Annotated in this window: 27 protein-coding genes; 14 read left to right on the top strand and 13 right to left on the bottom strand. The window is 72.8% G+C overall.

The features are described from left to right. Positions 1 to 63 precede the first annotated feature (63 nt). The 4 genes from AB0O29_RS25020 to AB0O29_RS25005 form a co-directional block, all read right to left on the bottom strand. Positions 64 to 1,764 (bottom strand): methylmalonyl-CoA mutase family protein, encoded by a 1,701-nt coding sequence (locus AB0O29_RS25020; protein ID WP_365155048.1) that lies wholly within the window; start codon positions 1,762 to 1,764, stop codon positions 64 to 66. A 151-nt stretch (positions 1,765 to 1,915) separates the two neighbouring features. Further along, complete coding sequence (locus tag AB0O29_RS25015; protein ID WP_045948372.1) at positions 1,916 to 2,245, bottom strand: DUF3817 domain-containing protein; 330 nt, start codon at positions 2,243 to 2,245, stop codon at positions 1,916 to 1,918. Between the two features lie 50 nt (positions 2,246 to 2,295). Then, complete coding sequence (locus AB0O29_RS25010) at positions 2,296 to 2,805, bottom strand: MarR family transcriptional regulator (protein WP_365155045.1); 510 nt, start codon at positions 2,803 to 2,805, stop codon at positions 2,296 to 2,298. A gap of 43 nt (positions 2,806 to 2,848) precedes the next feature. After that, the gene (locus AB0O29_RS25005) at positions 2,849 to 4,144 is read right to left on the bottom strand and encodes an MFS transporter (RefSeq protein WP_365155042.1); all 1,296 of its coding nucleotides are present in this window, start codon (positions 4,142 to 4,144) and stop codon (positions 2,849 to 2,851) included. 113 nt (positions 4,145 to 4,257) lie between these two features. On the opposite strand from AB0O29_RS25005, the gene AB0O29_RS25000 reads away from it, so the two are divergent. Continuing rightward, positions 4,258 to 5,253, top strand: a complete 996-nt coding sequence (locus tag AB0O29_RS25000; protein WP_365155039.1) for a DUF5937 family protein — start codon at positions 4,258 to 4,260, stop codon at positions 5,251 to 5,253. Between the two features lie 14 nt (positions 5,254 to 5,267). Here AB0O29_RS25000 and AB0O29_RS24995 read toward each other — a convergent pair whose 3' ends face one another. The 5 genes from AB0O29_RS24995 to AB0O29_RS24975 all read right to left on the bottom strand — a co-directional run bounded on the left by AB0O29_RS24995 (position 5,268) and on the right by AB0O29_RS24975 (position 8,099). Beyond that, positions 5,268 to 5,903 carry a TetR family transcriptional regulator gene (locus tag AB0O29_RS24995; RefSeq protein WP_365155036.1) on the bottom strand — a complete coding sequence of 212 codons (636 nt, stop codon included), beginning with the start codon at positions 5,901 to 5,903 and terminating at the stop codon, positions 5,268 to 5,270. After that, positions 5,900 to 6,580, bottom strand: a complete 681-nt coding sequence (locus tag AB0O29_RS24990) for a DUF4166 domain-containing protein (protein ID WP_365155033.1) — start codon at positions 6,578 to 6,580, stop codon at positions 5,900 to 5,902. The genes AB0O29_RS24995 and AB0O29_RS24990 overlap by 4 nt, the downstream gene beginning before the upstream one ends. Next, complete coding sequence (locus tag AB0O29_RS24985; RefSeq protein WP_365155057.1) at positions 6,577 to 7,275, bottom strand: hypothetical protein; 699 nt, start codon at positions 7,273 to 7,275, stop codon at positions 6,577 to 6,579. The genes AB0O29_RS24990 and AB0O29_RS24985 overlap by 4 nt, the downstream gene beginning before the upstream one ends. A gap of 186 nt (positions 7,276 to 7,461) precedes the next feature. Then, positions 7,462 to 7,758, bottom strand: a complete 297-nt coding sequence (locus AB0O29_RS24980; protein WP_365155030.1) for an MTH1187 family thiamine-binding protein — start codon at positions 7,756 to 7,758, stop codon at positions 7,462 to 7,464. Continuing rightward, positions 7,755 to 8,099: a DUF3817 domain-containing protein gene (locus tag AB0O29_RS24975; RefSeq protein ID WP_079429816.1), complete on the bottom strand. Its 345-nt coding sequence runs from the start codon at positions 8,097 to 8,099 to the stop codon at positions 7,755 to 7,757. The genes AB0O29_RS24980 and AB0O29_RS24975 overlap by 4 nt, the downstream gene beginning before the upstream one ends. Before the next feature lie 160 nt (positions 8,100 to 8,259). Here AB0O29_RS24975 and AB0O29_RS24970 point away from each other — a divergent pair, with 160 nt between their 5' ends. From AB0O29_RS24970 to AB0O29_RS24955, 4 genes are read left to right on the top strand one after another with little or no spacing between them, the layout of a single operon-like run. Next, positions 8,260 to 8,898, top strand: a complete 639-nt coding sequence (locus tag AB0O29_RS24970) for an AIM24 family protein (RefSeq protein WP_344165347.1) — start codon at positions 8,260 to 8,262, stop codon at positions 8,896 to 8,898. After that, on the top strand, positions 8,898 to 9,548 hold the full coding sequence (locus tag AB0O29_RS24965) for an AIM24 family protein (RefSeq protein ID WP_344165344.1): 651 nt from the start codon (positions 8,898 to 8,900) through the stop codon (positions 9,546 to 9,548). Before AB0O29_RS24970 ends, AB0O29_RS24965 begins: the two co-directional genes overlap by 1 nt. Further along, the gene (locus tag AB0O29_RS24960) at positions 9,545 to 10,363 is read left to right on the top strand and encodes an AIM24 family protein (protein WP_365155025.1); all 819 of its coding nucleotides are present in this window, start codon (positions 9,545 to 9,547) and stop codon (positions 10,361 to 10,363) included. Before AB0O29_RS24965 ends, AB0O29_RS24960 begins: the two co-directional genes overlap by 4 nt. Positions 10,364 to 10,420: 57 nt before the next feature. Then, positions 10,421 to 10,897 (top strand): MarR family transcriptional regulator, encoded by a 477-nt coding sequence (locus tag AB0O29_RS24955; RefSeq protein WP_365155054.1) that lies wholly within the window; start codon positions 10,421 to 10,423, stop codon positions 10,895 to 10,897. Between the two features lie 67 nt (positions 10,898 to 10,964). Here AB0O29_RS24955 and meaB read toward each other — a convergent pair whose 3' ends face one another. Continuing rightward, positions 10,965 to 11,927, bottom strand: coding sequence for a methylmalonyl Co-A mutase-associated GTPase MeaB (gene meaB, locus AB0O29_RS24950; protein WP_365155022.1), 963 nt, complete (start codon positions 11,925 to 11,927; stop codon positions 10,965 to 10,967). 11 nt (positions 11,928 to 11,938) lie between these two features. Continuing rightward, on the bottom strand, positions 11,939 to 13,141 hold the full coding sequence (locus AB0O29_RS24945; protein ID WP_365155019.1) for an acetyl-CoA C-acetyltransferase: 1,203 nt from the start codon (positions 13,139 to 13,141) through the stop codon (positions 11,939 to 11,941). Positions 13,142 to 13,287: 146 nt separating this feature from the next. Between AB0O29_RS24945 and mce the strand changes: the two genes are divergently transcribed. From mce to AB0O29_RS24910, 7 genes are all read left to right on the top strand, one after another. After that, complete coding sequence (mce, locus tag AB0O29_RS24940; RefSeq protein ID WP_365155017.1) at positions 13,288 to 13,716, top strand: methylmalonyl-CoA epimerase; 429 nt, start codon at positions 13,288 to 13,290, stop codon at positions 13,714 to 13,716. A 180-nt stretch (positions 13,717 to 13,896) separates the two neighbouring features. Next, positions 13,897 to 18,366 carry a polarized growth protein Scy gene (gene scy, locus AB0O29_RS24935; protein WP_365155014.1) on the top strand — a complete coding sequence of 1,490 codons (4,470 nt, stop codon included), beginning with the start codon at positions 13,897 to 13,899 and terminating at the stop codon, positions 18,364 to 18,366. Between the two features lie 194 nt (positions 18,367 to 18,560). Further along, positions 18,561 to 19,499, top strand: coding sequence for a cellulose-binding protein (locus AB0O29_RS24930; protein WP_365155012.1), 939 nt, complete (start codon positions 18,561 to 18,563; stop codon positions 19,497 to 19,499). A 138-nt stretch (positions 19,500 to 19,637) separates the two neighbouring features. Beyond that, positions 19,638 to 20,564 (top strand): ABC transporter ATP-binding protein, encoded by a 927-nt coding sequence (locus AB0O29_RS24925; RefSeq protein WP_365155009.1) that lies wholly within the window; start codon positions 19,638 to 19,640, stop codon positions 20,562 to 20,564. A 2-nt stretch (positions 20,565 to 20,566) separates the two neighbouring features. Then, positions 20,567 to 21,343, top strand: coding sequence for an ABC transporter permease subunit (locus AB0O29_RS24920; RefSeq protein WP_365155051.1), 777 nt, complete (start codon positions 20,567 to 20,569; stop codon positions 21,341 to 21,343). 166 nt (positions 21,344 to 21,509) lie between these two features. Next, the gene (locus tag AB0O29_RS24915) at positions 21,510 to 22,631 is read left to right on the top strand and encodes an ABC transporter ATP-binding protein (RefSeq protein WP_365155006.1); all 1,122 of its coding nucleotides are present in this window, start codon (positions 21,510 to 21,512) and stop codon (positions 22,629 to 22,631) included. Then, positions 22,628 to 23,566, top strand: a complete 939-nt coding sequence (locus AB0O29_RS24910) for an ABC transporter permease (protein WP_365155003.1) — start codon at positions 22,628 to 22,630, stop codon at positions 23,564 to 23,566. Before AB0O29_RS24915 ends, AB0O29_RS24910 begins: the two co-directional genes overlap by 4 nt. Positions 23,567 to 23,585: 19 nt before the next feature. Here the strand turns inward: AB0O29_RS24910 and AB0O29_RS24905 are convergent, their stop codons facing one another. Further along, positions 23,586 to 23,912: an ATP/GTP-binding protein gene (locus AB0O29_RS24905; RefSeq protein WP_365155000.1), complete on the bottom strand. Its 327-nt coding sequence runs from the start codon at positions 23,910 to 23,912 to the stop codon at positions 23,586 to 23,588. Between the two features lie 251 nt (positions 23,913 to 24,163). Here AB0O29_RS24905 and AB0O29_RS24900 point away from each other — a divergent pair, with 251 nt between their 5' ends. Beyond that, positions 24,164 to 25,195: an LLM class flavin-dependent oxidoreductase gene (locus AB0O29_RS24900; RefSeq protein WP_365154997.1), complete on the top strand. Its 1,032-nt coding sequence runs from the start codon at positions 24,164 to 24,166 to the stop codon at positions 25,193 to 25,195. A gap of 93 nt (positions 25,196 to 25,288) precedes the next feature. On the opposite strand, the gene AB0O29_RS24895 is transcribed toward AB0O29_RS24900, so the two are convergent. Continuing rightward, on the bottom strand, positions 25,289 to 25,681 hold the full coding sequence (locus tag AB0O29_RS24895) for an SCO5389 family protein (protein WP_030235830.1): 393 nt from the start codon (positions 25,679 to 25,681) through the stop codon (positions 25,289 to 25,291). 220 nt (positions 25,682 to 25,901) lie between these two features. On the opposite strand from AB0O29_RS24895, the gene nucS reads away from it, so the two are divergent. Next, the gene (gene nucS, locus AB0O29_RS24890; protein ID WP_045952094.1) at positions 25,902 to 26,573 is read left to right on the top strand and encodes an endonuclease NucS; all 672 of its coding nucleotides are present in this window, start codon (positions 25,902 to 25,904) and stop codon (positions 26,571 to 26,573) included. Positions 26,574 to 26,698 lie beyond the last annotated feature (125 nt).

Here is a 26,698-nt window from a genome sequence, read left to right as displayed (position 1 = left end):
GGCCGCGCGGGCTCCCCGGGGGGGGAACCGCGCGGCCGGCCCGCGGCCGGGTGCGGGTGCGGCCTAGAAGCCGGGGGGCTCGGTGTAGGTGCCCCACTCGTCGCGCAGGACGTTGCAGATCTCGCCCATCGTGGCCTCGGCCCGTACGGCGTCCAGCATGGCCGGGATCATGTTGGAGCCGTCGCGGGCGGCGTCCAGCATGGCCTTCAGCGAGGCCGTCACCTTGGCGTCGTCGCGGCGCTCCTTGCGGGCGGCGAGCACCCGCACCTGCTCGCGCTCGACCTCGTGGCTGACGCGGAGGATCTCCAGGTCGCCGGTGACCGAGCCGTGGTGGACGTTGACGCCGACCACGCGCTTCTCGCCCTTCTCCAGGGCGCGCTGGTACTGGAAGGCCGACTCGGCGATCTCGCCGGTGAACCAGCCGTCCTCGATGCCGCGCAGGATGCCCGAGGTGATGGGGCCGATCGGGTGCCGCCCGTCCGGGTGGGCGCGCAGGCCGCGCTCCTTGATCTGGTCGAAGATCTTCTCGGCGTCGGCCTCGATGCGGTCGGTGAGCTGCTCGACGTACCAGGAGCCGCCCAGCGGGTCGGCGACGTTGGCGACGCCGGTCTCCTCCATCAGCACCTGCTGGGTGCGCAGCGCGATCTCGGCGGCCTGCTCGCTGGGCAGGGCGAGGGTCTCGTCGAGGGCGTTGGTGTGCAGGGAGTTGGTGCCGCCGAGGACGGCCGCGAGGGCTTCGACGGCGGTGCGCACGACGTTGTTGTACGGCTGCTGGGCCGTCAGGGAGACGCCGGCGGTCTGCGTGTGGAAGCGCAGCCACATCGACTTCTCGTTCTTGGCGCCGTACACCTCCTTCATCCAGCGGGCCCAGATCCGGCGGGCGGCGCGGAACTTGGCGATCTCCTCGAAGAAGTCGAGGTGCGCGTCGAAGAAGAAGGACAGGCCGGGCGCGAAGTGGTCCACGTCCAGGCCGCGGGAGAGGCCGAGCTCCACGTACCCGAAGCCGTCGGCGAGGGTGTAGGCGAGCTCCTGCGCGGCCGTGGCCCCGGCCTCGCGGATGTGGTAGCCGGAGACGGACAGCGGCTTGTAGGCCGGGATGCCGTTGGCGCAGTACTCGATCAGGTCGCCGATGAGGCGCAGGTGCGGCTCGGGTTCGAAGAGCCACTCCTTCTGAGCGATGTACTCCTTGAAGATGTCCGTCTGGAGGGTGCCGTTGAGCACGGACGGGTCGACGCCCTGGCGCTCGGCGGCGACGAGGTACATGCAGAAGGCGGGGACGGCCGGGCCGGAGATCGTCATCGAGGTGGTGACGTCGCCGAGCGGGATGTCCTTGAAGAGGACCTCCATGTCGGCGGCGGAGTCGATGGCGACGCCGCAGTGCCCGACCTCGCCGAGCGCGCGCGGGTCGTCGGAGTCGCGGCCCATCAGGGTGGGCATGTCGAAGGCCACCGAGAGCCCGCCGCCGCCGGCGGCCAGGATCATCTTGTAGCGCTCGTTGGTCTGCTCGGCGTTGCCGAATCCGGCGAACTGCCGGATGGTCCAGGTCCGGCCGCGGTATCCGGTGGCGTGCAGGCCGCGGGTGTAGGGGTACTCCCCCGGCCAGCCGATGCGCTCGAATCCCTCGTAGGCGTCGCCGGGCCGGGGCCCGTAGACGGGGTCGACCTCATCGCCGGAGAGCGTGGTGAAGTCCGCGTCCCGCTTGCGGGCCTTGTCATAACGGGCCTGCCAGCGTCGGCGGCCCTCCTCGATGGCGTCTGCGTCCATACCTTCGAATTTACTAGGACGTCCTAGTAAATGTCGATGGCAAACCCCCGGGGAGTCTCCCCCGGGGGTGTGGTTTCGAGCGTTCCTACAGGCCCGCGCGAGCGGACCCGGACGGCGGCCGGACCGCGGCCGGCCGCCGGCCGGCCGACGGCTAGGCGCCGACGGTGACCGGGGCGTCCGCGACCAGCGGCTCGACCTCGGCGCGGACCCCGCGCTCGACGAAGAAGGCCGCCAGCGGGATCGTGCCCGACGCCAGGACCCACAGCAGCTTGCCGAAGGGCCACTTGGCCTTGGAGCCGAGGTCGAAGGCGAAGACCAGGTAGATCATGAAGAGCACGCCGTGGACCTGGGAGACCGCGAGGGTCAGGTCGGCGCCGGTGTCGAAGCCGTACTTCGCCACCATGCAGGCACAGAGGATCAGGAGCATGACCGCGGTCACGTAGGCCATGACGCGGTAGCGGGTCAGCACGCTTCGTTTCATGCCGTCGAGCGTAACCGCCCGATTTGCTCGATCTTGACGCACCCCGGCCGTCAGCCCTCCGCGAAGTCGGCGGCGGCCACCCGCAGCGGCCTGAGCAGCGCGAAGATCTCCGCGCACTCCTCCGCGTCGTACGCGCCGAGCCCGAATTCGACCGCCATCAGGTCCTTGGTCGCCGCCTCGACGACCTCGCGGCCCTTCTCCGTGATGGAGGCGAGCGTGCCGCGCCCGTCGTGCGGGTTGGGGCGCTTGGCCACCAGCCCGGACTTCACCAGCCGGTCCACGGTGTTCGTCACCGAGGTCGGGTGGACCATCAGCCGCTCGCCGATCTTCGACATGGGCAGCTCCCCCGCCTGGGAGAAGGTGAGCAGCACCAGCGCCTCGTACCGGGCGAAGGTCAGCCCGTACGGCTTGACGACCGCGTCGACCTCGCCGAGCAGGATCTGGTGGGCGCGCATGATCGAGGTGATCGCGGCCATGGAGGGCACGGGCCCCCAGCGTCGGCTCCAGAGCTCGTCGGCACGGGCGATGGGGTCGAAGGGGAGGCTGAGCGGCTTCGGCATCCACCAGACCCTACCGGGCGGTTGCTTTCCGGCGCCGCCCGTCTCATTCCTCGACCCGCCCGCGGGACGGCTCGGTGGCGCGCAGCTCGGCCAGCAGCAGGAGGACGACGAGGGTCCCGATCAGGGCCGAACCGGCGACGACGGCATGCGCCGGGAAGAACTCGGCGGCGGCCCCGGCCAGCGCCATGCCCACCCCCTGGAGGGTCATCACCCCGGTGCTCAGCAGGGTCATCGCCCGGCCGCGCAGCTCGTCGGGGACGGCGTCCACGTACATCCGGTCGATGCCGAGGGCGTGGGCGTGCGCCAGCCCGGCGAGGACCAGCGCCGCCGCGACGGCGGCCGGGCCGGGGCGCAGCGCGTAGACGAGGAGCGGCAGCAGGCAGACGGCGGCCAGCGGGGCGGTGATCCGGGCGCGGGTCCGGGCGCTGAGGGCGGAGCCGGCCCAGAGTTCACCCGCGATGGTGCCCACGGGGAGGGCGCACATCAGGATCCCGAGGGTGATGGTGCCGGCGCCGATGCCGTCGGCGTAGGGGGTGAGGAGGGCCTCGGGGACCACGGAGAAGGCGGACGGGATCCAGCACAGCAGGGTGAGGACGCGCAGCCGGCGGTCGCCGAGGACGGCGCGCGGCCCGCCGAGCGCGGAGTGCCGTACGGCCCCGGCGCGGGCGGGCCGGGCCCGGGTGCCAAGCCGCAGCAGCAGGGCGGAGGCGAGGAACCCGGCGGCGGTCAGCGCGATGGCCCCGCGCGGCGCGAGGACGGTCAGCAGCAGCCCGCCGAGTCCGAAGCCGATGAGCTGGGCGCTCTGGGCGACCATGCGCAGCAGCGACCGGCCGAGGACGAAGGCCTCGCCGGAGCCGAGGATGTCGGCGAGGGAGGCGCTGCGGGCGCCCTGGAAGAGGGGCGCGACGAAGGCCATGGCGCAGCGCAGGACGAGGATCCCCGCGATCGGCGTCCCCGGCCAGACCATGGCCGCGGCGCAGGCGGCGCACACCAGGTCGCAGGCGGTGAGCACCCGCCGGGCGGGGTGGCGGTCGGCGAGGCCGGCGAGCAGGGTGCCGCCGAGGGCGTAGGGGAGGAATCCGAGGGCGAAGGTGAGCGCGCTCATCAGGGGGGAGCCGGTGGCGCGGTAGACGAGGACGGTGAGGGAGATCTCGGCGACGACGACGCCGAGGACGGACATCAGGTGCGCGGCGAAGACGGCGGGGAACTCGCGGACGCGGAACACCGCGCCGTAGCCCCGCGCGGGGGCGGCGGCGGGGGTCGGTACGCCGTCGGCCGGGCCCGGGGCGGTGCGCGGTGCGGCCCCGGCGGGTGCGGGGGCTTCGTGATCGGTGGGCATGGCCGCAGCCTCCCGGGGGCGGCCCCGGGGGTGTAGGGATTCGTGTGGGGGCGAATGTTGCGGCAGAGTCCTCGGGTCGGCGCCGTCGCGTTCACGAGGGGAGGCGGGCCGGGATGGGACTGCTCCACCGCTTCGGGCACGAGGACCTGCTGCGGTGCCGGTTCGCGCTGTCGCCGCTGTGGGAGACGCAGGAGGCGGTCCGCACCCTCAAGCGCCCGGACCGGCAGGGCTACCACCTGCCCTGGCTGCGCGGGATCCGCGCGGCGGCGGCCGGGCTGGACCTGCGTCCGCTGTGGCTGCTGATGCCCCGGCGCGGGCACAGCACGGACTTCATCAGCCCGCCGCCGAGCGGGCCCGGGGTGACCTTCGCGGAGGAGCTGGCGCTGGTGCGCGCGGCGGATCCGGCCGCGGCGCGCGAGGACATGCTCAAGTCCCTCAGCTGCACGCCGGGGGCGCTCGACGGCGAGGCGGGCCGCCGCCTGCTCGCGGATCCGGCGCGGTCCGTGCGGGAGCTGGCGGATCTGCTGGAGCGGGCGTGGAGCGTGCTGGTGGAGCCGCACTGGCCGCGGCTGCGGGCCCTGCTGGAGGCGGACGTCCTCTTCCATTCGCGGCGGCTCGCCGCCGGCGGTCTGGAGGCGCTCTTCTACGGGCTGCACCCGGACCTCTCCTGGGACTCCGCCTCCCTGACCCTGACCATCGAGCGGCCCGCCGAGCACGAGCGGGTCCTGGGCGGGCAGGGGCTGCTTCTGATGCCGAGCGCCTTCGTCTGGCCGCAGATCGCGGGCGGCTTCGACCCGCCCTGGCAGCCGACCGTGGTGTACCCGGCCCGGGGCATCGGCGCCCTGTGGACCCCGGCACGGGAGGACACCCCGGCCGCGCTGGCCCGTCTGCTGGGCCGGGCCAGGGCGGAGGTGCTGTGCGCCCTGGAGGAGCCGGCCTCCACCACGGCGCTGGCCCACCGGCTGGGCCTGGCCCCGTCCACGGTCTCGGCCCACCTGAAGGTCCTCCGGGAGGCGGGCCTGCTGATCCCGGCCCGCCACGGCCACCAGGTCCGCTACGAACGCACCCCCCTGGCCATCGCCCTCGCCTCGGGCCCCCCGGCCGCCTGACCGGGCGCCCCGGGTCAGCCCCGCGTGCCGCGTCGCAGGCCGTGGCGGACGGCGCGCTGGCCCAGGGGGCCGAGGCCCTCCAGGACGGCCGCGAGGGAGGCCAGCTGTTCCAGGGCGTCGAGGGCGCGGCCGGCCCCGTCGGGGTCGACCCCCTCGTAGAGCTCGATGCCGACGAAGGAGGCGGCCGTGGCGCGGGCCAGGCCCGCCGGGTCGGCGAAGCCGGCCAGCGGGGTCGCCGCGAGCAGCCGGGTGAGGACCGCCTCCAGTTCGGCGATCCACAGGCCGAGCCCGTCGGCGGTGGCCGCGGCGAGGGCCGGGGAGGACTGCGCGGCCGCCAGCAGCTGGCCGAGCACGGCGACGTAGCCGCCGGCCCGCTCCTCGGCGTGCATCGCGCGGGCGAACTCCAGCAGCTCGGTCAGGCCGCCCAGTGCGGCGAGCCGGTCGCGGTAGCGGGCGACGCGCTGCGCGGCGCCGTACCGGCAGGCCTCGGCGAGGAGCTCGTCCACGGAGCCGAAGTGGTAGAAGACCAGCCCCTGCGCGACCCCGGCGGTGGCGGCGATGTTCCTGGCGGAGGTCTTGGCGACGCCCTGCTCGACGAGGGTGCGCAGGGCCCCTTCGAGGAGCTTCTCCTTGGTGGCGGCCGCGCTCACGCCCGGACCTCCTCGCGGACGGGCCGCAGGTCGCCGCGGACCCCGTGGGTGCGGACGTCGACGTACCGGGCGGTGAAGGCGCCCTCGTAGCCGAAGAGCGGGCCGAAGTACCGGTTGGTCACCCGTACCCGGATCCGGAACCGGCCGGTGGTCTCGTCGAAGGACTCGCGCACCTCGGCGTCCCCGCCGATCAGGGCGGGCACCCGGAGGTCGAGGCGGCCCTCGCGGACGCGGTGCTCGCCGGAGCGGATGAGCAGGGAGCCGTCGGGCTCGGCGCTCATGTGCAGGTCGCTGGCGAGGTGCTGGTGGGTGCCCAGGTAGTCGAGGATGCTGCCCCGCTCGGGGCTGTGGATCATCGTGGCGTCGAACCGGCGCGGCCCGCCCGGCAGCCGGAAGGTCCGTACGAAGGTGACGGTCTCGCGTCCGTAGGAGTCGGCGTAGGGCATGTTCTCGATGACGAACGGGACGTCGCGGCCCTCGCGCGGCACGAGGATGTTGCGGGTCCCGCCGAGCCGCAGGAAGGGCTTCACGAAGCCGCGGCCGTGCCAGATCCGCTCCATGGTCCCGTAGCCGACGCAGCCCTCCCCGCTCTCCAGCCCCACCGAGAACCGGCGCCGCAGCTCGGGGTGCAGGCGGTCGAAGTCGGCGCCCATGTGGGCGCGGAAGATGGATGTCACGACGGCTCCAGGGTGGTCAGCAGGCGGGGTTCGGTGACGGCGGCGCGGCCGGGGGGCCGGCGCAGGCAGCGGCGGGCCGCCGGGGTGCCGGGGAGCGGCGGCAGCAGCAGCGCGGCGGCGAGGACGGGCAGGGCGGCGGCGGGCGGGGCGAACGCCAGGGCGGCGGCGCAGGCCAGCGCCCGCAGGACGGTCTCGGCGAGGGCCCGGGCGAGGGCCCGGCCCGGCGGGGTCCCCCGTTCGCACCACAGCCGCAGCCGGTCGAAGGACCAGGCGGTGCCCCAGCCCATGAGCGGACGGAAGACCAGCCGGTCGGCGAGGAGCCCGAAGCGGCCCCAGCGCGGGCGGTAGTCGTAGCCGGTGAGGAACCGGATCCCGTCGGGGCCCGGGACGTAGCGCCAGTAGCCGCTGCCCTCGGCGAGCAGGGACAGCGGGTGGTCCGAGGCGAAGCGCAGGGCGGACACCCGGGTCCCGTCGGGCCGCCGCCGCTCGCCGGCCGAGATCCCGGTGCCGCCGACGCGGACGAACGGCAGGACGCGGGTGGCGTACCGGAAGCGCTGGGGCTCGTCCCCGGTGCGCGGGAGGTAGTGGATGGAGGTGAACCTCAGGTCCCAGCGCTGGTGCAGCGCCGGGTCCTGGCTGCGCTCCCACAGCTCGTCCATCCCGGTGCGGATCAACGTCTCGACGTACAGGCCCATCCCGTTCACACCCCCCGCGCCTCGTGTTGAGCGATCGCTCAACACGGGACCCTAGACGGATTTGAGCGATCGCTCAACAGTGAGGCCGGTCACACCCGCCGCGTCCGGGCATGCGAAAGCGCCCCCCGCCGGGACGGGCGGGGGGCGCTTTCGGGAAGGCTGCTCTGCGGGCCGGGCCGGGCCGGGTCAGTCCCGGCCGAGGTGGCGCTCGACCGTCTCGACCTTCGAGGTGATCCCGTCGGTGACGCCGGGGCGGATGTCGGCCTTGAGGATGAAGGAGACCCTGGGGGCGCGCTCCTCGACGGCGGCCACGGCGCGGCGGACCACGTCCATGACCTCGTCCCACTCGCCCTCGACGGTGGTGAACATGGCGTCGGTGCGGTTCGGCAGCCCGGACTCGCGCACCACGCGGACCGCGTCGGCGACGTACTCGCCGACCTCCTCACCCACCCCCAGCGGGGTCACCGAGAACGCGACGATCACGCGCGGGCCGCCTCGCGCGCGCGGGCGGCGACGACGCTGTCGGCCTCGTCCCGCTTGAGCAGCCGGTCGCCGTAGAGCCCGCCGAAGGGCAGCAGCGCCAGCAGGAAGAAGAGGGCGACCTTCTTCAGCGGCCACTTCGCCTTGTTCCACACGTCCAGCAGGAAGACCGCGTAGATGACGAAGAGGATCCCGTGCAGGATGCCCAGCGGCATCATCAGGTAGTCGATGTCCGAGATCCGGCTCAGCAGGGAGCCGAAGATCAGCAGGGCCGGGAACGACAGCGCCTCCGGAACGGAGATGAGGCGCAGCCGGTGCAGGGCGGAGGCGGTCTTGATGTCCACGTGGAACCTTCGGGGCCGGGGACCGGGGGTCCGTTCCAGTGTCTCAGCCGCTCCGGGGGATCTTCGGGCGGGGGGCCGGAACCCCCAACACCGGCGAATGTGGCGTATATCGACCTCCGGACCCTGTTCGGTGCCGCCCGGTGCCGATACCGTCATCCCCGTGGCTCAGTTCCGACTCCAAGGCAGCAAGGTGCTGGCCGTCGAGCTGACCGGGGACGCCGTGAAAGCGAAGAACGGCTCCATGGTCGCGTACGACGGGCAGATGGCCTTCAAGAAGATGACGGGCGGCGGCGAAGGCCTCCGCGGGATGGTGACGCGCCGGCTCACCGGCGAGCAGATGACCGTGATGGAGGTACAGGGACACGGCACCTGCTACTTCGCGGACCGTGCGAGCGAGATCAACCTGGTGAACCTGCGCGGCGAGAAGCTGTACGTCGAGTCCAGCAACCTGCTGTGCACCGACGCCTCCCTGCGCACCGGCACGACGTTCACCGGCCTGCGCGGCGCCAGCACGGGCAACGGGCTCTTCACGACGACCGTGGAGGGTTCCGGCCAGGCGGCGATCATGTCCGACGGCCCGGCGGTGGTGCTGCGCGTCAGCGCCCAGTACCCGCTCTCGGTGGACCCGGGGGCGTACATCGCCCACACCGGCGACCTGCGCCAGTCGTTCCAGTCGGGGATCAACTTCCGGACCCTGATCGGCGAGGGCTCGGGCGAGGCGTTCCAGATCCGGTTCGAGGGCGAGGGCCTGGTGTACGTGCAGCCCAGCGAACGCAACACGATCGGGGGTGACGTCTGATGCCGTTCCGCGAGATCAACTCGAAGATGGTCGAGGCCCAGGTGGTCCCCGGGCAGAAGATGTACAGCCAGCGCGGGGCGATGCTCGCCTACCGGGGCGAGGTCTCCTTCACCCCGAGCATCACCGGCGGCCAGGGCGGCGTCATGAGCATGATCGGCCGCCGGGTGGCGAACGAGCAGACCCCGCTGATGGAGGTGGAGGGCAGCGGCACGGTGATGTTCGGCCACGGCGGCCACCACATCCAGGTGATCAACCTCCAGGGCGACACCCTCTACGTCGAGGCCGACCGGCTGCTGGCCTTCGACGGCACCCTCCAGCAGGGCACGATGTTCATGGGCTCGCAGGGCGGTGTCATGGGCATGGTGCGCGGCCAGGTGACGGGGCAGGGCCTGTTCACCACCACCCTCAAGGGCCACGGCGCGGTCGCCGTGATGGCCCACGGCGGGGTCATCGAGCTCCCCATCACCCCGAACCGGCCGGTCCACGTCGACCCGCAGGCGTACGTGGCCCACCACGGGGACGTCAGGAACAAGCTCTCCACCGCGCTCGGCTGGCGGGACATGGTGGGGCGCGGCTCGGGCGAGGCGTTCCAGCTGGAGCTGTCCGGCCAGGGCGCGGTCTACGTACAGGCCTCGGAGGAGAAGCTGTGAACTTTGGCCCCGTGAGCGGCGGGCCGGGCGGTCCGACGGTCTTCGACCCGTACACGCTGCCCTCCGACGACAACGTGAACGCGTACACCTTCTGCGTGGAGCTCAAGGGGAACCAGTGGTTCCTGCAGAAGGGCAAGATGATCTCGTACTACGGGCGCATCGAGTTCAACGGCATCGGGCACGGCCGCTTCGACCGGCTGCTGCGCACCAGCTTCCACTCGCCGCTGCACGCGAGCGACTGGGTGGTGGCCGAGGGCCAGGGCAAGATGCTGCTGGCCGACCGGGCCTTCGACGTGAACTCGTACGATCTGGACGACGGGAACCTGACCATCCGGTCGGGGAACCTGCTGGCCTACGAGCCCACGCTGGCCCTCAAGCAGTCGATCGTCCCGGGATTCCTGACCCTGATCGGAACCGGGAAGTTCGTGGCGGCGTCCAACGGACCGGTGGTCTTCATGGAGCCGCCGCTGCGGGTGGACCCGCAGGCGCTGGTGGGCTGGGCGGACTGCCCCTCCCCGTGCCACCACTACGACCACGGCTACATGTCCGGCGTGATCGGCGGACTGCGGGCACTGACCGGCATCGGCGGCACCTCGGGCGAGGAGCACCAGTTCGAGTTCGTCGGCGCGGGCACGGTGCTGCTCCAGTCGACCGAGCTGCTGATGGCGGAGCACGCGGTCGGCGCGGTGGGCGCCGGGGCGGCCACGGGCAACGCCCAGGGCGTCCCGGGCGCCGGCCAGGGTCCGCTGGGGCAGCTGGGGGTGCCGCGGATGCCGGGGCAGCTCGGCGACCTCCAGCGGCGGTTCGGGCTGTAGATCTTCCTATTTTTGTACGTAATTCAACTTCTTAGGTAGAGTTCATTCATGGAGACGATGGAGACCGAGACGGCCACCCGCTGGCTCACCGAAGCCGAACAGTGCGCCTGGCGCACCCACCTGGACGTCAGCAGACTGCTGATGCACCAGCTGGAAAAGGATCTCCAGCCCTTCGGACTCACCAACAACGACTACGAGATCCTGGTCAACCTCTCGGAGTCGGAGGGCCACCGGATGCGCATGAGCGACCTGGCCACCGCGACCCTCCAGTCCAAGAGCCGGCTGTCCCACCAGATCACCCGCATGGAGGCCGCGGGCCTCGTGCGCCGGGTCAACTGCGAGTCCGACCGGCGCGGCCTGTACGCCGTCCTCACCGACGAGGGCATGGAGACCATGCGCAAGGTCGCCCCGCACCACGTGGCGTCCGTCCGGGAGCACTTCATCGACCTGCTCCCCCCGGAGGCCCTCCAGGCCCTCCGCAGCTCACTGGCACCCGTCGCGGAACACCTGCGCGACAACCGCGGCAAGATCTAGCGGTTCCAGCGGGAAACGGCGAAAGGGCGGGGCGGGGAGAAAGACCCCCACCCCGCCCCAGCCCGGCTCAGCGCTCCGTCAGGCTGTCCAGCAACGCGTCCGCCGCCGCATACGGATCAAGCTCGCCCGCGGCGACCCGCCCGGCCAGCGCCCCCAGCTGCGCGTCCCCGTGCAGATCGGCCAGCCGGCTCCGCAGCGCGGTGATCGCGATGGTCTCCACCTCCCGCGCCGCCCGCGCGGCCCGCCGCTCGGCCAGCACCCCGCGCTCGTCCATCCACGCCCGGTGCTTCTCCAGCTGCTCGACCAGCTCGTCGATGCCCTGCGCCCGGGCCGCGACCGTCTTGACGATCGGCGGGCGCCAGTCGCCGGGGCCCCGGGACTCGCCCAGGCCCAGCATGTGGTTCAGCTCCCGGGCGGTCGCGTCCGCGCCGTCCCGGTCGGCCTTGTTCACCACGTACACGTCGCCGATCTCCAGGATCCCCGCCTTGGCGGCCTGGATCCCGTCGCCCATCCCGGGCGCGAGCAGCACCACCGAGGTGTCGGCCTGCGAGGCGATCTCCACCTCCGACTGGCCGACGCCGACCGTCTCGACCAGGACCACGTCGCAGCCGGCCGCGTCCAGCACCCGGATCGCCTGCGGCGCCGCCCACGCGAGCCCGCCCAGGTGCCCCCGCGTCGCCATGGAGCGGATGTAGACCCCCGGGTCGGAGGCGTGGTCCGACATGCGGACCCGGTCGCCGAGCAGGGCCCCGCCCGAGAAGGGCGAGGACGGGTCCACCGCGAGCACCCCGACCCGCTTGCCGGCCTTGCGGTAGGCCGTGACCAGGGCCGAGGTCGAGGTCGACTTGCCGACCCCCGGGGAACCCGTCAGACCCACCACGTACGCGCCGCCCGTGAGCGGCGCCAGAGCGGCCATGACCTCGCGCAGGTGCGGGGACGCCCCCTCGACCAGTGAGATCAGCCGGGCCACCGCCCGCGGCCGGCCCTCGCGGGCCTGCGCCACCAGCGCGGGGACGTCCACCGTCGCCATCAGCGCAGCACCTACGCCTTCGGGACGCGGATCACGAGGGCGTCGCCCTGGCCGCCGCCGCCGCACAGCGCGGCCGCGCCGACCCCGCCGCCGCGCCGCTTGAGCTCCAGCGCCAGGTGGAGCACCACGCGGGCGCCGGACATGCCGATCGGGTGGCCCAGGGCAATGGCGCCACCGTTGACGTTCACCTTTTCCGGGGTCACGCCGAGGTCCTTCATTGACTGCACGGCGACCGCCGCGAAGGCCTCGTTGATCTCGATGAGGTCCAGGTCGGCGACCTCCAGGCCGTCCTTCTTCAGGGCGTGCAGGATCGCGTTGGACGGCTGCGACTGGAGGGAGTTGTCCGGGCCGGCCACGTTGCCGTGGGCGCCGATCTCGGCGATCCAGTCCAGGCCCAGCTCCTCGGCCTTGGCCTTGCTCATCACGACCACGGCGGCGGCGCCGTCGGAGATCTGCGAGGAGGTGCCGGCGGTGATGGTCCCGTCCTTGGCGAACGCCGGGCGCAGCTTGCCCAGGGACTCCACGGTGGTCTCCGGGCGGATGCCCTCGTCCGCGGCGAAGATCACCGGGTCGCCCTTGCGCTGCGGGATCTCGACCGGGGTGATCTCGGCCTCGAAGACGCCGTTCTTCTGCGCGGCGGCGGCCCGCTGGTGCGAGGCGGCGGCGAACTCGTCCTGCGGGGCGCGCTCGATGCCCAGGCGGGTGTTGTGCTTCTCCGTGGACTCGCCCATCGCGATGTTCTCGAAGGCGTCCGTGAGGCCGTCGTAGGCCATCGCGTCCAGCATCTCGATCGCGCCGTACTTGTAGCCCTCGCGGGACTTCGGCAGCAGGTGCGGGGCGTTGGTCATCGACTCCTGGCCGCCCGCGACCACGATGTCGAACTCGCCCGCGCGGATGAGCTGGTCGGCCAGGGCGATCGCGTCGAGGCCCGACAGGCACACCTTGTTGATGGTGAGCGCGGGCACGTTCATCGGGATGCCGGCCTTGACGGCGGCCTGGCGGGCGGGGATCTGGCCCGCGCCGGCCTGGAGCACCTGGCCCATGATCACGTACTGGACCTGGTCGCCGGAGATCCCGGCCCGCTCCAGCGCGGACTTGATGGCGAAGCCGCCGAGGTCGGCGCCCGAGAAGGACTTCAGCGAGCCGAGCAGCCGCCCCATGGGCGTGCGGGCCCCGGCGACGATCACGGAGGTGGTGTTGTTCGTTCCGGACATGAGGGCGAATCCCCTTTCAGCGGGGAAGCTGAGGAGTGAACGAGGGTTTACCTGACAGTACTGAGCAGTACCCGCGCCGTCACCGGGCAGTCGGTGTGATCGCTGGCACGTTGCGTGACGCCCCTCCTCGGCGGTGCACTGGTCCCATGCTGACAAGAATCGACCACATCGGGATCGCCTGCTTCGACCTGGACAAGACCGTCGAGTTCTACCGTGCCACGTACGGCTTCGAGGTGTTCCACACCGAGGTCAACGAGGAACAGGGCGTGCGCGAGGCCATGCTGAAGATCAACGAGACCTCCGACGGAGGTGCCTCGTACCTCCAGCTCCTGGAGCCCACCCGCGAGGACTCCGCGGTGGGCAAGTGGCTCGCCAAGAACGGCGAGGGCGTCCACCACATCGCCTTCGGCACGGCGGACGTCGACGGCGACGCCGAGGCCATCCGCGGCAAGGGCGTCCGGGTCCTCTACGACCAGCCCCGCATCGGCTCGATGGGCTCCCGGATCACCTTCCTGCACCCCAAGGACTGCCACGGAGTCCTCACCGAACTGGTCACCAGCAACCCGGACCACTGATACCCCCATTCCCCGGCCGGTAGAGTGGCCATGGCTCGGCCGGGGTGCGGTCGGAGACGGGGCGGGGCCCGATACCCCTGCCCCGGTTTCTGACACCATTTCCCCGGGGGCGTCGTTCAGCGGGCGAGCGATGCTCAATTGAAGGTGAGCTTGCGACCAGGGGACGGACGGGACCGCGCTGTGCTCGGCTACGAAAGCCAGGAGAGCCATCAGGCTGAAGCCGACCATCTCACGCGCCTCGAAGCCGAGATGGAGCGGCTGAGGAAGGAGCGCGGGAAGGCCGTCCAGCACGCCGAGGACCTGGGCTACCAGGTCGAGGTGCTGCGGGCCAAGCTGCACGAGGTGCGCCGCGCCCTCGCCTCCCGGCCCGCCTACGACGGCGCGGACATGGGATACCAGGCGGAGCAGCTGCTGCGCAACGCCCAGATCCAGGCCGACCAGATGCGTTCCGACGCCGAGCGCGAGCTGCGCGACGCCCGGGCGCAGACCCAGCGCATCCTCCAGGAGCACGCCGAGCACCAGGCGCGCCTCCAGGCCGAGCTGCACACCGAGGCCGTCAACCGGCGCCAGCGCCTGGACCAGGAGCTCAACGAGCGCCGCCAGACCGTCGAGGCGCACGTCAACGAGAACGTCGCCTGGGCCGAGCAGCTGCGCTCCCGGACCGAGGCCCAGGCCCGCCGGCTCATGGAGGAGTCCCGCGCCGAGGCCGAGCAGTCGCTGAACGCGGCCCGCGCCGAGGCCGCCCGGACCGCCGAGGAGGCCCGCCGCCGGCTCGCCGCCGACGCCGAGGCCGCCCGGGCCGAGGCCGAGTCCGCGCTGCTGCGCGCCCGCAAGGAGGCCGAGCGGCTGCTGGCCGCCGCCTCCACGCAGGCCCAGGAGGCCACCGAGCACGCCGAGCGGCTGCGCACCACCACCAGCGCCGAGGCCGAGCAGACCCGGCAGCAGACCCTTGACCTCGGCCGGGTGGCCGAGGCGCGGGTCCAGGAGGCCGACGGGGCGCTGCGCACGGCCCGGGCCGAGGCCGAGACCCTGCTCGCGGAGGCCAAGGAGAGCGCGGCCCGCCAGCTCGCCTCCGCCGAGTCGGTCAACGAGCAGCGCACCCGCACCGCCAAGGAGCAGGTGGCCCGGCTGGTCGGCGAGGCCACCAAGGAGGCCGAGGTCCTCAAGGCCGAGGCCGAGCACGCGCTGGCCGACGCCCGCGCGGAGGCGGAGCGGCTGCGCACCGAGGCCGGCGAGCAGGCCCGTACGGCCGCCGCCGAGGACATGTCGGCGCAGCTGGCGAAGGCGGCCCGGACCGCCGAGGACGTGCTGAACAAGGCCTCGGAGGACGCCCGGGCGACCACCCGCGCCGCCTCCGAGGAGGCCGAGCGGATCCGCCGCGAGGCGGAGTCCGAGGCGGAGCGGCTGCGCGCCCAGGCGGCGGACGCGGCGGCGGAGCTCAAGGGCGCCGCGAAGGACGACACCGAGGAGTACCGGGCCCGTACGGTCGAGCTCCAGGAGGACGCGCGGCGGCTGCGCGGCGAGGCGGAGCAGCTGCGCGCCGAGGCCGTCGCCGAGGGCGAGCGGATCCGCGGCGAGGCCCGCCGCGAGGCGGTCCAGCAGATCGAGGAGGCGGCCAAGACCGCCGAGGAGCTCCTGGGCAAGGCCAAGGCCGACGCCGATGAGCTGCGTTCCGGCGCGGGCGCCGAGAGCGAGCGGGTCCGCGCCGAGGCCGTGGAGCGGGCGACCACCCTGCGCCGGCAGGCCGAGGAGACGCTGGAGCGCACCCGCGCCGAGGCGGAGCGGCTGCGCGCCGGGGCCGAGGAGCAGGCCGAGGCGGTCACCGCCGAGGCGGACGCGGCGGTGCGGGCGCGGCGCGAGGAGACCGAGCAGGCCCTGGCGGCCAAGCGGGCCGAGGCCGACGCGGAGCTGGCCCGGCTCCAGTCGGACGCCGAGGCGCGCCTGACCTCGGCCGAGCAGACCCTGCGCGAGTCCCGGCTGGCGGCGGAGAACATCCGCAAGGAGACCACCGAGGAGAGCGACCGGCTGCGCGCCGAGTCGGCGGAGCGGATCCGCACCCTCCAGGGCCAGGCGGAGGCGGAGGCCGAGCAGCTGCGCGCCGAGGCCGCGCAGGACGCCGGCCGGGCCCGCGCGGAGGCCGAGCTGGTCTCCGTACGGCTGCGGGCCGAGGCGGAGGCCGAGTCGGAGCGGGTGCGCACGGAGGCGCAGGAGACCGCGGACCGGCTGCGCGCCGAGGCGAAGGCGGCGGCCGAGCGGGTCGCCGAGGAGGCCGCGGAGGCGCTGGCCGCCGCCCAGGAGGAGGCCGCCCGGCGCCGTCGCGAGGCCGAGGAGACCCTGTCGGCGGCCCGGACGGACGCGGGCAACGAGCGGGCGCAGGCCCGCGAGCAGAGCGAGGAGCTGCTGGCGCAGGCCCGCAAGCGCTCGGAGGAGGCGCAGGCCGAGGCGGCCCGCCTGACCGAGGAGGCCGAGGTCCGCGCGGCGGAGCTGGTCGCGGCGGCCGAGGCCACCGCCCAGCAGGTGCGGGACTCCGTGGCCGGGCTGCACGAGCAGGCCGAGGAGGAGATCACCGGGCTGCGCAGCGCGGCCGAGGTGGCGGCGGAGCGCACCCGCGCGGAGGCGGAGCAGGAGGCGGACCGGGTCCGCGCCGACGCCCACGCCGAGCGGGACCGGGCGGGCGAGGACGCGGCCCGCGTCCGCAACGAGGCCAAGGTCGAGACGGACGCGGCGAAGGCCCTGGCCGAGCGCACGGTCGGCGACGCCATCGCCGAGGCCGAGCAGCTGCGCGCCGACACGGCCGAGTACGCGCAGCGGGTGCGGACGGAGGCGACCGACGCCCTGGCGGCGTCCGAGCGCGACGCGGCGCGGACCCGGCAGGACGCCCGGGACGACGCCAACCGGATCCGGAACGAGGCGGCGGAGTCCCTGGAGGCCTCCCGCGCCGAGGGCGCGCGGATCACGGCCGAGGCGACGGCGGAGGCGGAGCGGGTCACCGAGGAGACCCGCGCGGCGAACGAGCTGACGGTCGACGAGGCCACCGCGGAGGCCGAGCGCCTCACGACGGAGGCCCTGGAGGCGGCCGAGGCCACCCGCGCCGAGGCCGCGTCCGTCCTGGACGAGGCCCGCGCCGAGGGCAACCGCCTGCGCACCGAGGCGGCCGAACAGGCCGACCGGCTCATCACCGAGGCCGCCGCCGAGGCGGAGAAGCTGACGGCGCAGGCGGCGGCGACGCTGGCCGCGGCCGAGCGGGACTCGGCGCGGATCCTGGTCGACGCGCGGGCGGAGGGCGACCGGCTGGTCGAGGAGACCCGCGCGGCCAACGAGCTGACGGTCGGCGAGGCCACGGCGGAGGCCGAGCGGCTGCGCGCCGACGCCGCGCGGACGCTGGACGAGGCCCGCGCGGACGGCGGCCGGATCATCGGCGAGGCCACCGCGGAGGCGGACCGCGTCACGACCGCGGCGAACGAGACCCTGGCGGGCGCCGAGCGCGACGCCGAGCAGACCCTGGACGAGGCCCGCGCGGAGGCCAACCGGCTGCGCACGGACGCCGCCGAGCAGGCGGACCGGCTCATCACCGAGGCGGTCTCGGAGTCGGAGAAGCTCACCGAGCAGACCCGCAAGGACAACGAGCGCACGGTCGGCGAGGCGGCGGGCGAGGCCGAGCGGCTGCGCGCGGACGCGGCCGAGGCGCTGTCCTCGGCGCAGGAGCACGCGACGCGTACCCGTTCCGAGGCGGAGCGGGTCAAGGCGGAGGCCGCGACCGAGGCGGACCGCACCCGTACGGAGGCCCGCGAGGAGTCCGAGCGGGCGCTGGACGAGGCGCGCGAGGAGTCCAACAAGCGGCGCCGCGAGGCCGCGGAGCAGGTGGACCGGCTCATCACGGAGGCCGCGTCGGAGGCCGACAAGCTGACCTCGGACGCGGGCCGGCAGGCGCTGGCCGCCACCACGGCCGCCGAGGAGCAGGCCGACGCGATGGTCGACGCGGCGCGCAAGGAGGCCGCGCGGATCACCTCGGAGGCGACGGTCGAGGGCAACACCCTGGTGGAGAAGGCCCGTACGGACGCCGACGAGCTGCTGGTCGGGGCGCGCAGCGACGCCTCCGCCATAAGGGAGCGGGCGGAGGAGCTGCGTTCGCGCGTGGAGTCCGAGGTCGAGGAGCTGCACGAGCGTGCCCGCCGGGAGTCGGCGGAGCAGATGAAGTCGGCCGGCGAGCGCGTGGACAAGCTGGTCCGTGCGGCGACCGAGCAGAGCGCCGAGGCGGAGGCGAAGGCCAAGGAGCTGGTGTCGGACGCCAGCAGCGAGGCGAGCAAGGTCCGCATCGCGGCCGTGCGCAAGGCCGAGACGCTGCTCAAGGAGGCCGAGACGAAGAAGGCGGAGCTGTCGCGGCAGGCGGAGAAGGCGCTCGCGGAGGCGCGGTCGGAGGCCGAGCGGATCGTGGACGAGGGCCGGCGCGAGCTGGAGGTCCTGGTGCGCAGGCGCGAGGACATTCAGGCGGAGATCTCCCGTGTCCAGGACGTTCTTGAGGCGTTGGAATCATTCGAGGCACCTTCGGGTGGCGGAAAGCCCGCTTCGGGCGGTCAGGGCGCGGGGGGCGTGAAGGCCGGCGCATCAGCGGGTTCCACTCGTTCGGGTGGCAAGGCGTCGGAGGGGTAGTCAGAACGCAGGATGTGTGCTCCTGGAGGAGGTTCAGTCGAAGGAGTGACAATCATTCCGTCGCCTTGCCACTCAAAAGGGGTGTCATTGTCCAGGGCAAACGCGGATTGACTCGATGACACGCCGTCCGGGCGCCTAGGATTCCCCTCAACACCTCACGTAGCAACTCATCGGTCTCATTCGACAGGAACCCCATGAGCGACACTTCCTCCCCCTTCGGCTTCGAGCTCGTGCGGCGTGGTTACGACCGCGGTCAGGTGGACGACCGCATTACCAAGCTGGTCTCCGACCGCGACAGCGCCCTAGGACGTATCAACTCTCTGGAAAAGCGGATCGAGGAGCTGCACCTCGAAACGCAGAACGCCCAGGCCCAGGTGAGCGACGCCGAGCCGTCGTACGCCGGTCTCGGCGCCCGGGTCGAGAAGATCCTGCGGCTGGCCGAGGAGGAGGCGAAGGACCTGCGCGAGGAGGCCCGTCGCGCGGCCGAGCAGCACCGTGAGCTGGCCGAGTCCGCCGCGCAGCAGGTGCGCAACGACGCCGAGTCGTTCGCCGCGGACCGGAAGTCGAAGGCGGAGGACGAGGGCGTCCGCATCGTCGAGAAGGCCAAGGGCGACGCCGCCACCCTGCGCTCCGAGGCGCAGAAGGACGCCGCCTCCAAGCGCGAGGAGGCCGACGCCCTCTTCGAGGAGACCCGCGCCAAGGCCGCCCAGGCCGCCGCGGACTTCGAGACCAACCTGGCCAAGCGCCGCGAGCAGTCCGAGCGCGACCTGGCCTCCCGTCAGCAGAAGGCCGAGAAGCGCCTCGCGGAGATCGAGCACCGCGCCGAGCAGCTGCGCCTGGAGGCCGAGAAGCTCCGCACCGACGCCGAGCGCCGCGCCCGCCAGACGGTGGAGACCGCGCAGCGCCAGGCCGAGGACATCGTCGCCGACGCCAACGCCAAGGCCGACCGCATCCGCAGCGAGTCCGAGCGCGAGCTGGCGGCGCTCACCAACCGCCGCGACTCCATCAACGCCCAGCTGACCAACGTCCGCGAGATGCTGGCGACGCTGACCGGTGCCGCCGTGGCCGCGGCCGGCTCCCCGATCGACGACGAGCCGGTCACCCGTGGTGTCCCGGCCCAGCAGAGCCGCTAGCAACTCCCTTGCGCCCGCGTGCGGATACACCCCCGTACGCACGCGGACCTACTTGCTGGTAGCCGAAATCGGGCATCCAGGGCCGTACATCACCATTTCGAGGTGGCGTACGGCCCTTCGGCGTTCTAGCGTGGCCGCATGATCGAGCTAGAGGGCCTCACCAAACGATTCGGCGCGAAGACCGCCGTGGACAACCTCAGCTTCCAGGTCAAACCGGGGGCGGTGACCGGCTTCCTCGGCCCGAACGGGGCGGGGAAGTCGACCACCATGCGCATGATGCTGGACCTCGACAATCCGACCAGCGGCACGGTCCGGATCGACGGGAAGCACTACCGGGACCTGAAGGAACCGCTGAAGCACATCGGCGCGCTGCTGGACGCCAAGGCCATGCACGGCGGCCGCAGCGCCTACAACAACCTGCTCTGCCTCGCCCAGTCGAACCGGATCCCGGAGAGCCGGGTGGACGAGGTGCTGGACCTGGTCGGGCTGACGCCCGTGGCACGGAAGAAGTCGAAAGGATTTTCGCTCGGAATGGGCCAACGGCTGGGAATCGCCGCTGCCCTGCTGGGCGATCCGGAGATCCTCATGTTCGACGAACCCGTCAATGGTCTGGACCCCGAGGGAATTCTCTGGATCCGCAACCTCATGAAGGGTCTGGCGTCGGAGGGAAGGACGATCTTCGTCTCCTCCCATCTGATGAGCGAAATGGCGTTGACCGCAGACCATTTGGTGGTCATCGGACAGGGAAAGCTCCTCGCCGACTTGTCGATGGCGGATTTCATCCACCAGAACTCCCGCAGTTACGTACGTCTGCGCTCGCCGCAACAAGAGCGGCTCAAGGACGTCCTCCACGAAGCCGGCATCGACGCGATCAGCGTCCCCGCCACCGGATACCTGGAAATCGACGGCGTACCGAGCGAACGGCTCGGCGAGCTCGCCGCCCAGCACCAGATCGTGCTGCACGAACTCAGCCCGCAGCGGGCTTCACTGGAGGAAGCGTTCATGCGCATGACGGCGGACTCCGTCGAATACCACGCCCACGCCCGCCGAGAGGGCGGTGCGTGACCGTGGCCTCCTTCCCCGCAGTCCTCCGGTCCGAGTGGACCAAGATCCGCACCGTGGCCTCCACCAGCTGGACCCTGGCCACCGCCCTGCTCGTCACCGTCGGCATCGGCGCCGGGCTGTGCGCCGTGGTCAACGCGACCTTCGACAACATGCCCAAGCCGGAGCAGGCCTCCTTCGACGCCACCCAGATGAGCTTCTCCGGGATGATCCTCGGCCAGCTGGCGATGCTCGTCTTCGGGGCCATGGTGGTGGGCAGCGAGTACGGCACCGGCATGATCCGCACCTCCCTCGCGGCCGTGCCCCGCCGCGGCGGCCTGCTGCTCGGGAAGGTCCTCGTGGCCACCGCGCTGGCCCTGGTGGTCGGCCTGGCCACCGGCTTCCTCTCCTTCTTCCTCGGACAGGCCCTCCTCGGCGGCCACAGCACCGGGCTGGGCGGGGAGAACGTGCTGCGCGCGGTGATCGGCGTCGGCCTGTACATGGCGCTGCTCGCCGCCTTCGCGATCGGCGCCTCGATGATGCTGCGGAACTCCGCCGCCTCGATCGCGCTGCTGATCGGCTTCTTCCTGATCCTGCCCATCGTCCTCAGCCTGGTGGAGGCCACCCGCAAGGTCGCCGCCTACCTGCCCGGCCAGGCCGGTTCCGCGATCATGCAGACCGTGCCGGCCGCCGCGGGCTCGGACGTGGCCTACGGCCCGTGGGGCGGTCTCGGGATCATGGCGCTGTGGGCCCTGGCCGCGGTGATCGGCGGCTACCTGGTCCTCGGCAAGAGGGACGCCTGACCCCGCGTCCCCCTCAAGACGGACGCCCCGCGTACTACGGGAAAACCCCGGGCCGGATCTCAGGGAGAGCTCAGGGATCCGGCCCCGGCGGGAACCGGCCGGGGCTCGATATCCTCTTAGGGCATAGGCGGGCGAGAGCCGTCCGGGGCCGACAAGGGGCAGCACGATGATCGAGGCAGTCGGCCTGACGAAGCGTTTCGGCTCGAAGACCGCCGTCGACCAGCTGTCCTTCCAGGTCAAGCCGGGTCATGTGACCGGCTTCCTCGGCCCCAACGGCTCCGGCAAGTCGACCACCATGCGCATGATCCTCGGACTGGACCGGCCCACCTCCGGTCATGTCACGATCAACGGCCTCCCCTTCCGGGAGCTGCCGAACGCCCAGCGGCACGTCGGCGCCCTGCTCGACGCCAAGGCCGTGCACGGCGGCCGCCGGGCCCGTACGCACCTGCTGTCCATCGCCCAGCTCTCCGGGATCCCCGAGAAGCGCGTGGACGAGGTCCTCGGCGTGGTCGGCCTCCAGGCCGCGGCCCGCCAGCGGACGAAGGGCTTCTCGCTCGGCATGGGCCAGCGGCTCGGCATCGCGGCCGCCCTCCTCGGCGACCCCCAGGTGCTGCTCTTCGACGAGCCCGTCAACGGCCTGGACCCCGAGGGCATCCTCTGGGTCCGGAACCTGATGCGGCAGCTCGCCGCCGAGGGCCGGACCGTCTTCGTCTCCTCGCACCTGATGAGCGAGATGGCGCTGACCGCCGACCACCTGATCGTGATCGGCCGCGGACGGCTGCTGGCCGACATGAGCACGCAGGACTTCATCACGCACAACTCGGCCGGATTCGCGCGGGTCCGCGCCGCCGGAGAGCCGGCCCGGGGCCGGGCCACCCTGGCGACCGCCCTGGCCAAGGCGGGCGGCCGGGTGCTCCAGGAGCCCGACGGGGCGCTGCGCGTCACCGGGCTGGAGCTCCCGGAGATCAGCGACCTCGCGCACGCGGCCGGGGTCCGGCTGTGGGAGCTGTCCCCGCACCGGGCCTCCCTGGAGGAGGCCTACATGCGGATGACCCAGGCCTCCGTCGAGTACACCTCCACCGACGACCCGCGCGCCGAGCTGTGGGAGCCCGAGCCGCTGACCGTCCCCGCGTGGGAGGACGAGGCCTCGGCCGCGGTCCCCGCCGAGACGGCCGCGGGCTTCTTCGCTCCCCCGCCCCCCGGGGCCGAGCGGCGGCCGTTCCTGATGCCGGACAGCGCCGCGGACCTGGCCCCCTCCCCCCAGCACACCCCCGAGGACCCCCGATGACCCCCACCCCCGCCGGGAAGCCGACGGCGAGCGCGACCGCGTCGAACGGGCCGGGGCCGGACGGGCCGGCGCCGGACGGACCCCGGCCGAACGGACCCCGGCCGGACGGACCGGGGCCGGGCGGATCCCTCCCCTACAGCTCCCCGCTGCCCACCCCGCGCCCGCACCTGGGGCACGCGCTGGCCTCCGAGTGGACCAAGCTGACCTCCGTGCGCTCCACCCTGTGGACGCTCGGCTCGCTCGTGGGCCTGGTCGTCGGCGTCGGCATGCTCGCCGTGATCCAGACCGCCTCCCGGGACTACGAGAGCCTGCCCTACCCGGCGCCGGCCCTGTTCGGGCTGATGGTCGGGCAGCTGTCCGTCATGGTGCTCGGCGTGCTGACGATCTCCTCCGAGTACGGCACGGGACTGATCCGCACCACCTTCACGGCCGCCCCCGACCGGTTGCGGGTGCTGACCGCGAAGTACCTGGTCTTCGGCGCGGTCGCGTTCGTCACGACGACCTGCTCGGTGGGGTTCGTCGGCCTCTGGGCGGCGATCCTGCACAGCGGCCCCGCCGCCGGGCCGCACAGCCTGGGCGAATGGGCGGGCGCGCTGGCCGGCTGCTTCTACGTGACCCTGCTGGGCCTGCTCGCCCTGGCCGTCGGCGCGCTCGTGCGGCATTCGGCGGGGGCCATCGCGGTGATGCTCGGCGTGGTCACCATGCCGCCGGTGCTCGGGGCGATACTGACGGCCTGGCCGGCCACCAACGGGCTGGGCCTGCTCGTCCTGCGCTACAACGCGCCCGTCGGGCTCTTCCAGCTCTTCGGGATCCCGGACGGCTCGATCGACGGGGCCACGATGCCCAGCTCCCTGGCCCAGGTCTCACTGCTCGTCCTCGTCACGGCGGGCGCGGTCACCGCCTCGTACGCCGTCGTCCGCCGCCGGGACGTCTGAGCGCCGCCGGCTCCGCCGCTCAGTAGCGCGGCGCGTTGCGGGACCGCTGCACCTTGGAGGTGCGGCGGTCCTTCGCGTTCCAGCAGGCCTTGTGCCAGTGCCGGCGGTCGTCCACGCCGCCGTACTCGGGCCACGCCACCAGGTGCGGGGTGCCGGAGGGGATCTCCTGGTCGCAGCCCGGGCAGCGGTAGCGCTTGCCGGCCGCGCTGGCGCCCGCCACGTGCCGGACCTTCCAGTCCTCGCCCAGGTACTCCTCGGTCTGCTCCAGCCCGTACCGGTCGTATCCGGAAGCCGGCCGTTCGTCCGGGGTCTCGCCGCCCCTGGGGCGGTTGTGGCGCGGTGACACGTATACCTCACGAAGGGGCGGCGGACAGTGACTTTCCTCCAGACTACGCGCAGCGAGCCGCGTTACCCGCAGGGTGTTCGGGGAAGGCGCACCTGCGAACGGAACTGGCCCGACTATCTCAATAACTTTCCTGTCAGGCCGTGCCTTTGGCACGTGTCAGACGTTGTTGCCAGCAGACGTTGACGCCGTCAACGGGCGATGAGCCGGTCCACCTGGGGGAGGCCGCGCCAGCCGCGAGGAGGCCAAGGGCGATGCGCGTAGGAGCTTTTGTACTGGCGGCCCAGTTCCCGGGCCAGGGGCAGGGGGAGGCGCTGCACCGGGCGGTGCGCACCGCCGAGGTGGCCGAGGAGGCCGGGCTCGACTCGGTCTGGCTCGCCGAGCACCACTTCGTCCCGTACGGGGTGTGCCCGTCGGCGGTGACGCTGGCGGCGCTGCTGCTGGGGCGGACCCGGCGGCTGCGGGTGGGGACGGCGGTGAGCGTGCTGCCGAACACGCACCCGGTGGCCCTCGGGGAGCAGGCGGCCCTGCTGCACGTCACCTCCGGCGGCCGGTTCACCCTCGGGGTGGGGAGGGGCGGGCCGTGGGTGGACCTGGAGGTGTTCGGGGGCGGCCTGGAGGCGTACGAGACCGGTTTCCCGGAGGATCTCGACCTGCTGCGGAGCTGGCTGGCCGAGCCCCGGGTGGCGGCGGCCGGCGAGCGGCACGGCTTCCGCGAGGTGGCCGTCGTACCCCGTCCGGACGAGGCCCTGGACGGGGACGGGACGGGGCCGGAAGTGATCGTCGCGTGCACCTCCCCCGGGTCGGTGCGGACGGCCGCGCGGCGCGGGCTGCCGATGCTGCTGGGCATGCACTGCGGGGACGAGGACAAGGCGGGGATGGTCGCCCTCTGGCGCGAGACCGCGCTCGCGGCGGGGCACGATCCCGGGGCGGTCCGGTCGGCGGGACACGTGTCGGCCGGGGTGTGCCAGCTGGCGGACCGTACGGCGGACGCCCGCGAGACCCTGCTGAAGGCGATGCCGGGCTGGCTGCGGCAGGGCCTCGACGCGCACGTGACGGTGGACGACAGGCAGCGCGCGATGCGCGATCCGCACGACTACACGGAGCTGCTCTGCGACCTGCACCCCGTCGGTACCCCGGAGCTGGCGGCGGACCGGCTGGCGGCCACCTCGGAGCGCACGGGCATCACCCGATTCGCGCTGCTGGCGGAGGGCTCCGGCGACCTCGCCGCCACCGAGGAGAACGTCCGGCGGCTCGGCGCGGAGGTCCTGCCCCTGCTGGCCTGACCGGCCGTGGCCCCGGCGCCGTACGGCCTGTGCTGCCGCCCCGGTGTCTTCGCACCTCCCGCGACACGGAGCGGCAGCGGAGTACCGGTCCTGCTAGCAGTCGCGCAGTTCGGGCGACTGGTTCAGCAGCTGGCCGCGGATCGAGGTGAACTTGGCCAGCCGGTCGTCCACCGAGGGATCCAGCGGGAACACCGCCACGCGGTGGCAGTTCTGGAAGGCCAGGCGCACCCCGAAGTGCCGCTGCAGCGCACCCCGTATCGCGTCACTCGCGAGCGCGCGCAGCAGCTGGCCGCGCGCCTGCTCGTCCGGCGGCGGCGTCTGGTTGTCGGCGAACTCTCCGCCCTCAACCTCCAGCTGGGCCGTCAACGAGCTGATCATCTCCCATGCGTAAGGCAGGGAGGTCCGGACGCAGTCGACGAAGGCGGCTTCGTCGACCTCGCCTCGCTCGGCCTGTTCGAGTAGGGCCGGTGAGACGTCGAGCGACATGGGTTCTCCTCTCGTGACCCCGGCGTTCTGAGTCGCCGGAGTCCTACGGGCAGGGAAGGAGGCCGCGACGCAGTGTGCACGCTCGGCAACCTCCCGCTCACCACGGTAGGCGCCCACCGGGTGGCGCACCAGGAGAATGCGCATACAACGCGCCATCGGCGAACGGGGCTTTCAGGGGCGAATCGCGTGAAGGCCCGTCGGTCGAGTAGCGTTGCCGACCATGCGTCTCGTCATTGCCCGCTGCTCCGTCGACTACGCGGGTCGGCTCACCGCCCATCTGCCCTCGGCACCCCGTCTGATCCTCGTGAAGGCCGACGGCAGTGTCTCGATCCACGCGGACGACCGGGCGTACAAACCGCTCAACTGGATGTCGCCTCCGTGCACCCTCAAGGAGGGGAGCGGGGACGAGGCGAACGTCTGGACCGTCGTCAACAAGGCGGGCGAGAAGCTCATCATCACCATGGAGGAGGTCCTCCACGACTCCTCCCACGAGCTGGGCACCGACCCGGGCCTCATCAAGGACGGCGTCGAGGCGCACCTCCAGGAGCTGCTGGCCGACCGCATCGAGACGCTGGGCGAGGGCTACACGCTGATCCGCCGCGAGTACATGACGGCGATCGGCCCGGTGGACATCCTGTGCCGGGACGCGTCGGGCGCGACGGTGGCCGTGGAGATCAAGCGGCGCGGGGAGATCGACGGCGTCGAGCAGCTGACCCGGTACCTGGAGCTGCTCAACCGCGACCCGCACCTGGCGCCGGTGCGCGGTGTCTTCGCCGCGCAGGAGATCAAGCCGCAGGCGCGGGTTCTGGCCAATGACCGGGGCATGGACTGCGTGGTCCTGGACTACGACGCCCTGCGCGGCATCGAGGACGACAAGCTCCGCCTGTTCTGACGGACGCGGACCCACAACGCCGGCGGGGCTGGACGAATCCAGCCCTGGTGCTCGCCAACACCCGCCCGATCAACGAGACCGTCCGCAAGGCCCTCGCCGCCACCCCCGTGATCCACAAGGGCCAG

The sequence above is a fragment of the Streptomyces sp. NPDC089915 genome, assembly GCF_040684675.1.
Lineage (GTDB): Bacteria > Actinomycetota > Actinomycetes > Streptomycetales > Streptomycetaceae > Streptomyces.
The sequence above is the reverse complement of the archived record's forward strand: the minus strand, read 5'-3'. Positions and strand labels throughout refer to the sequence as shown.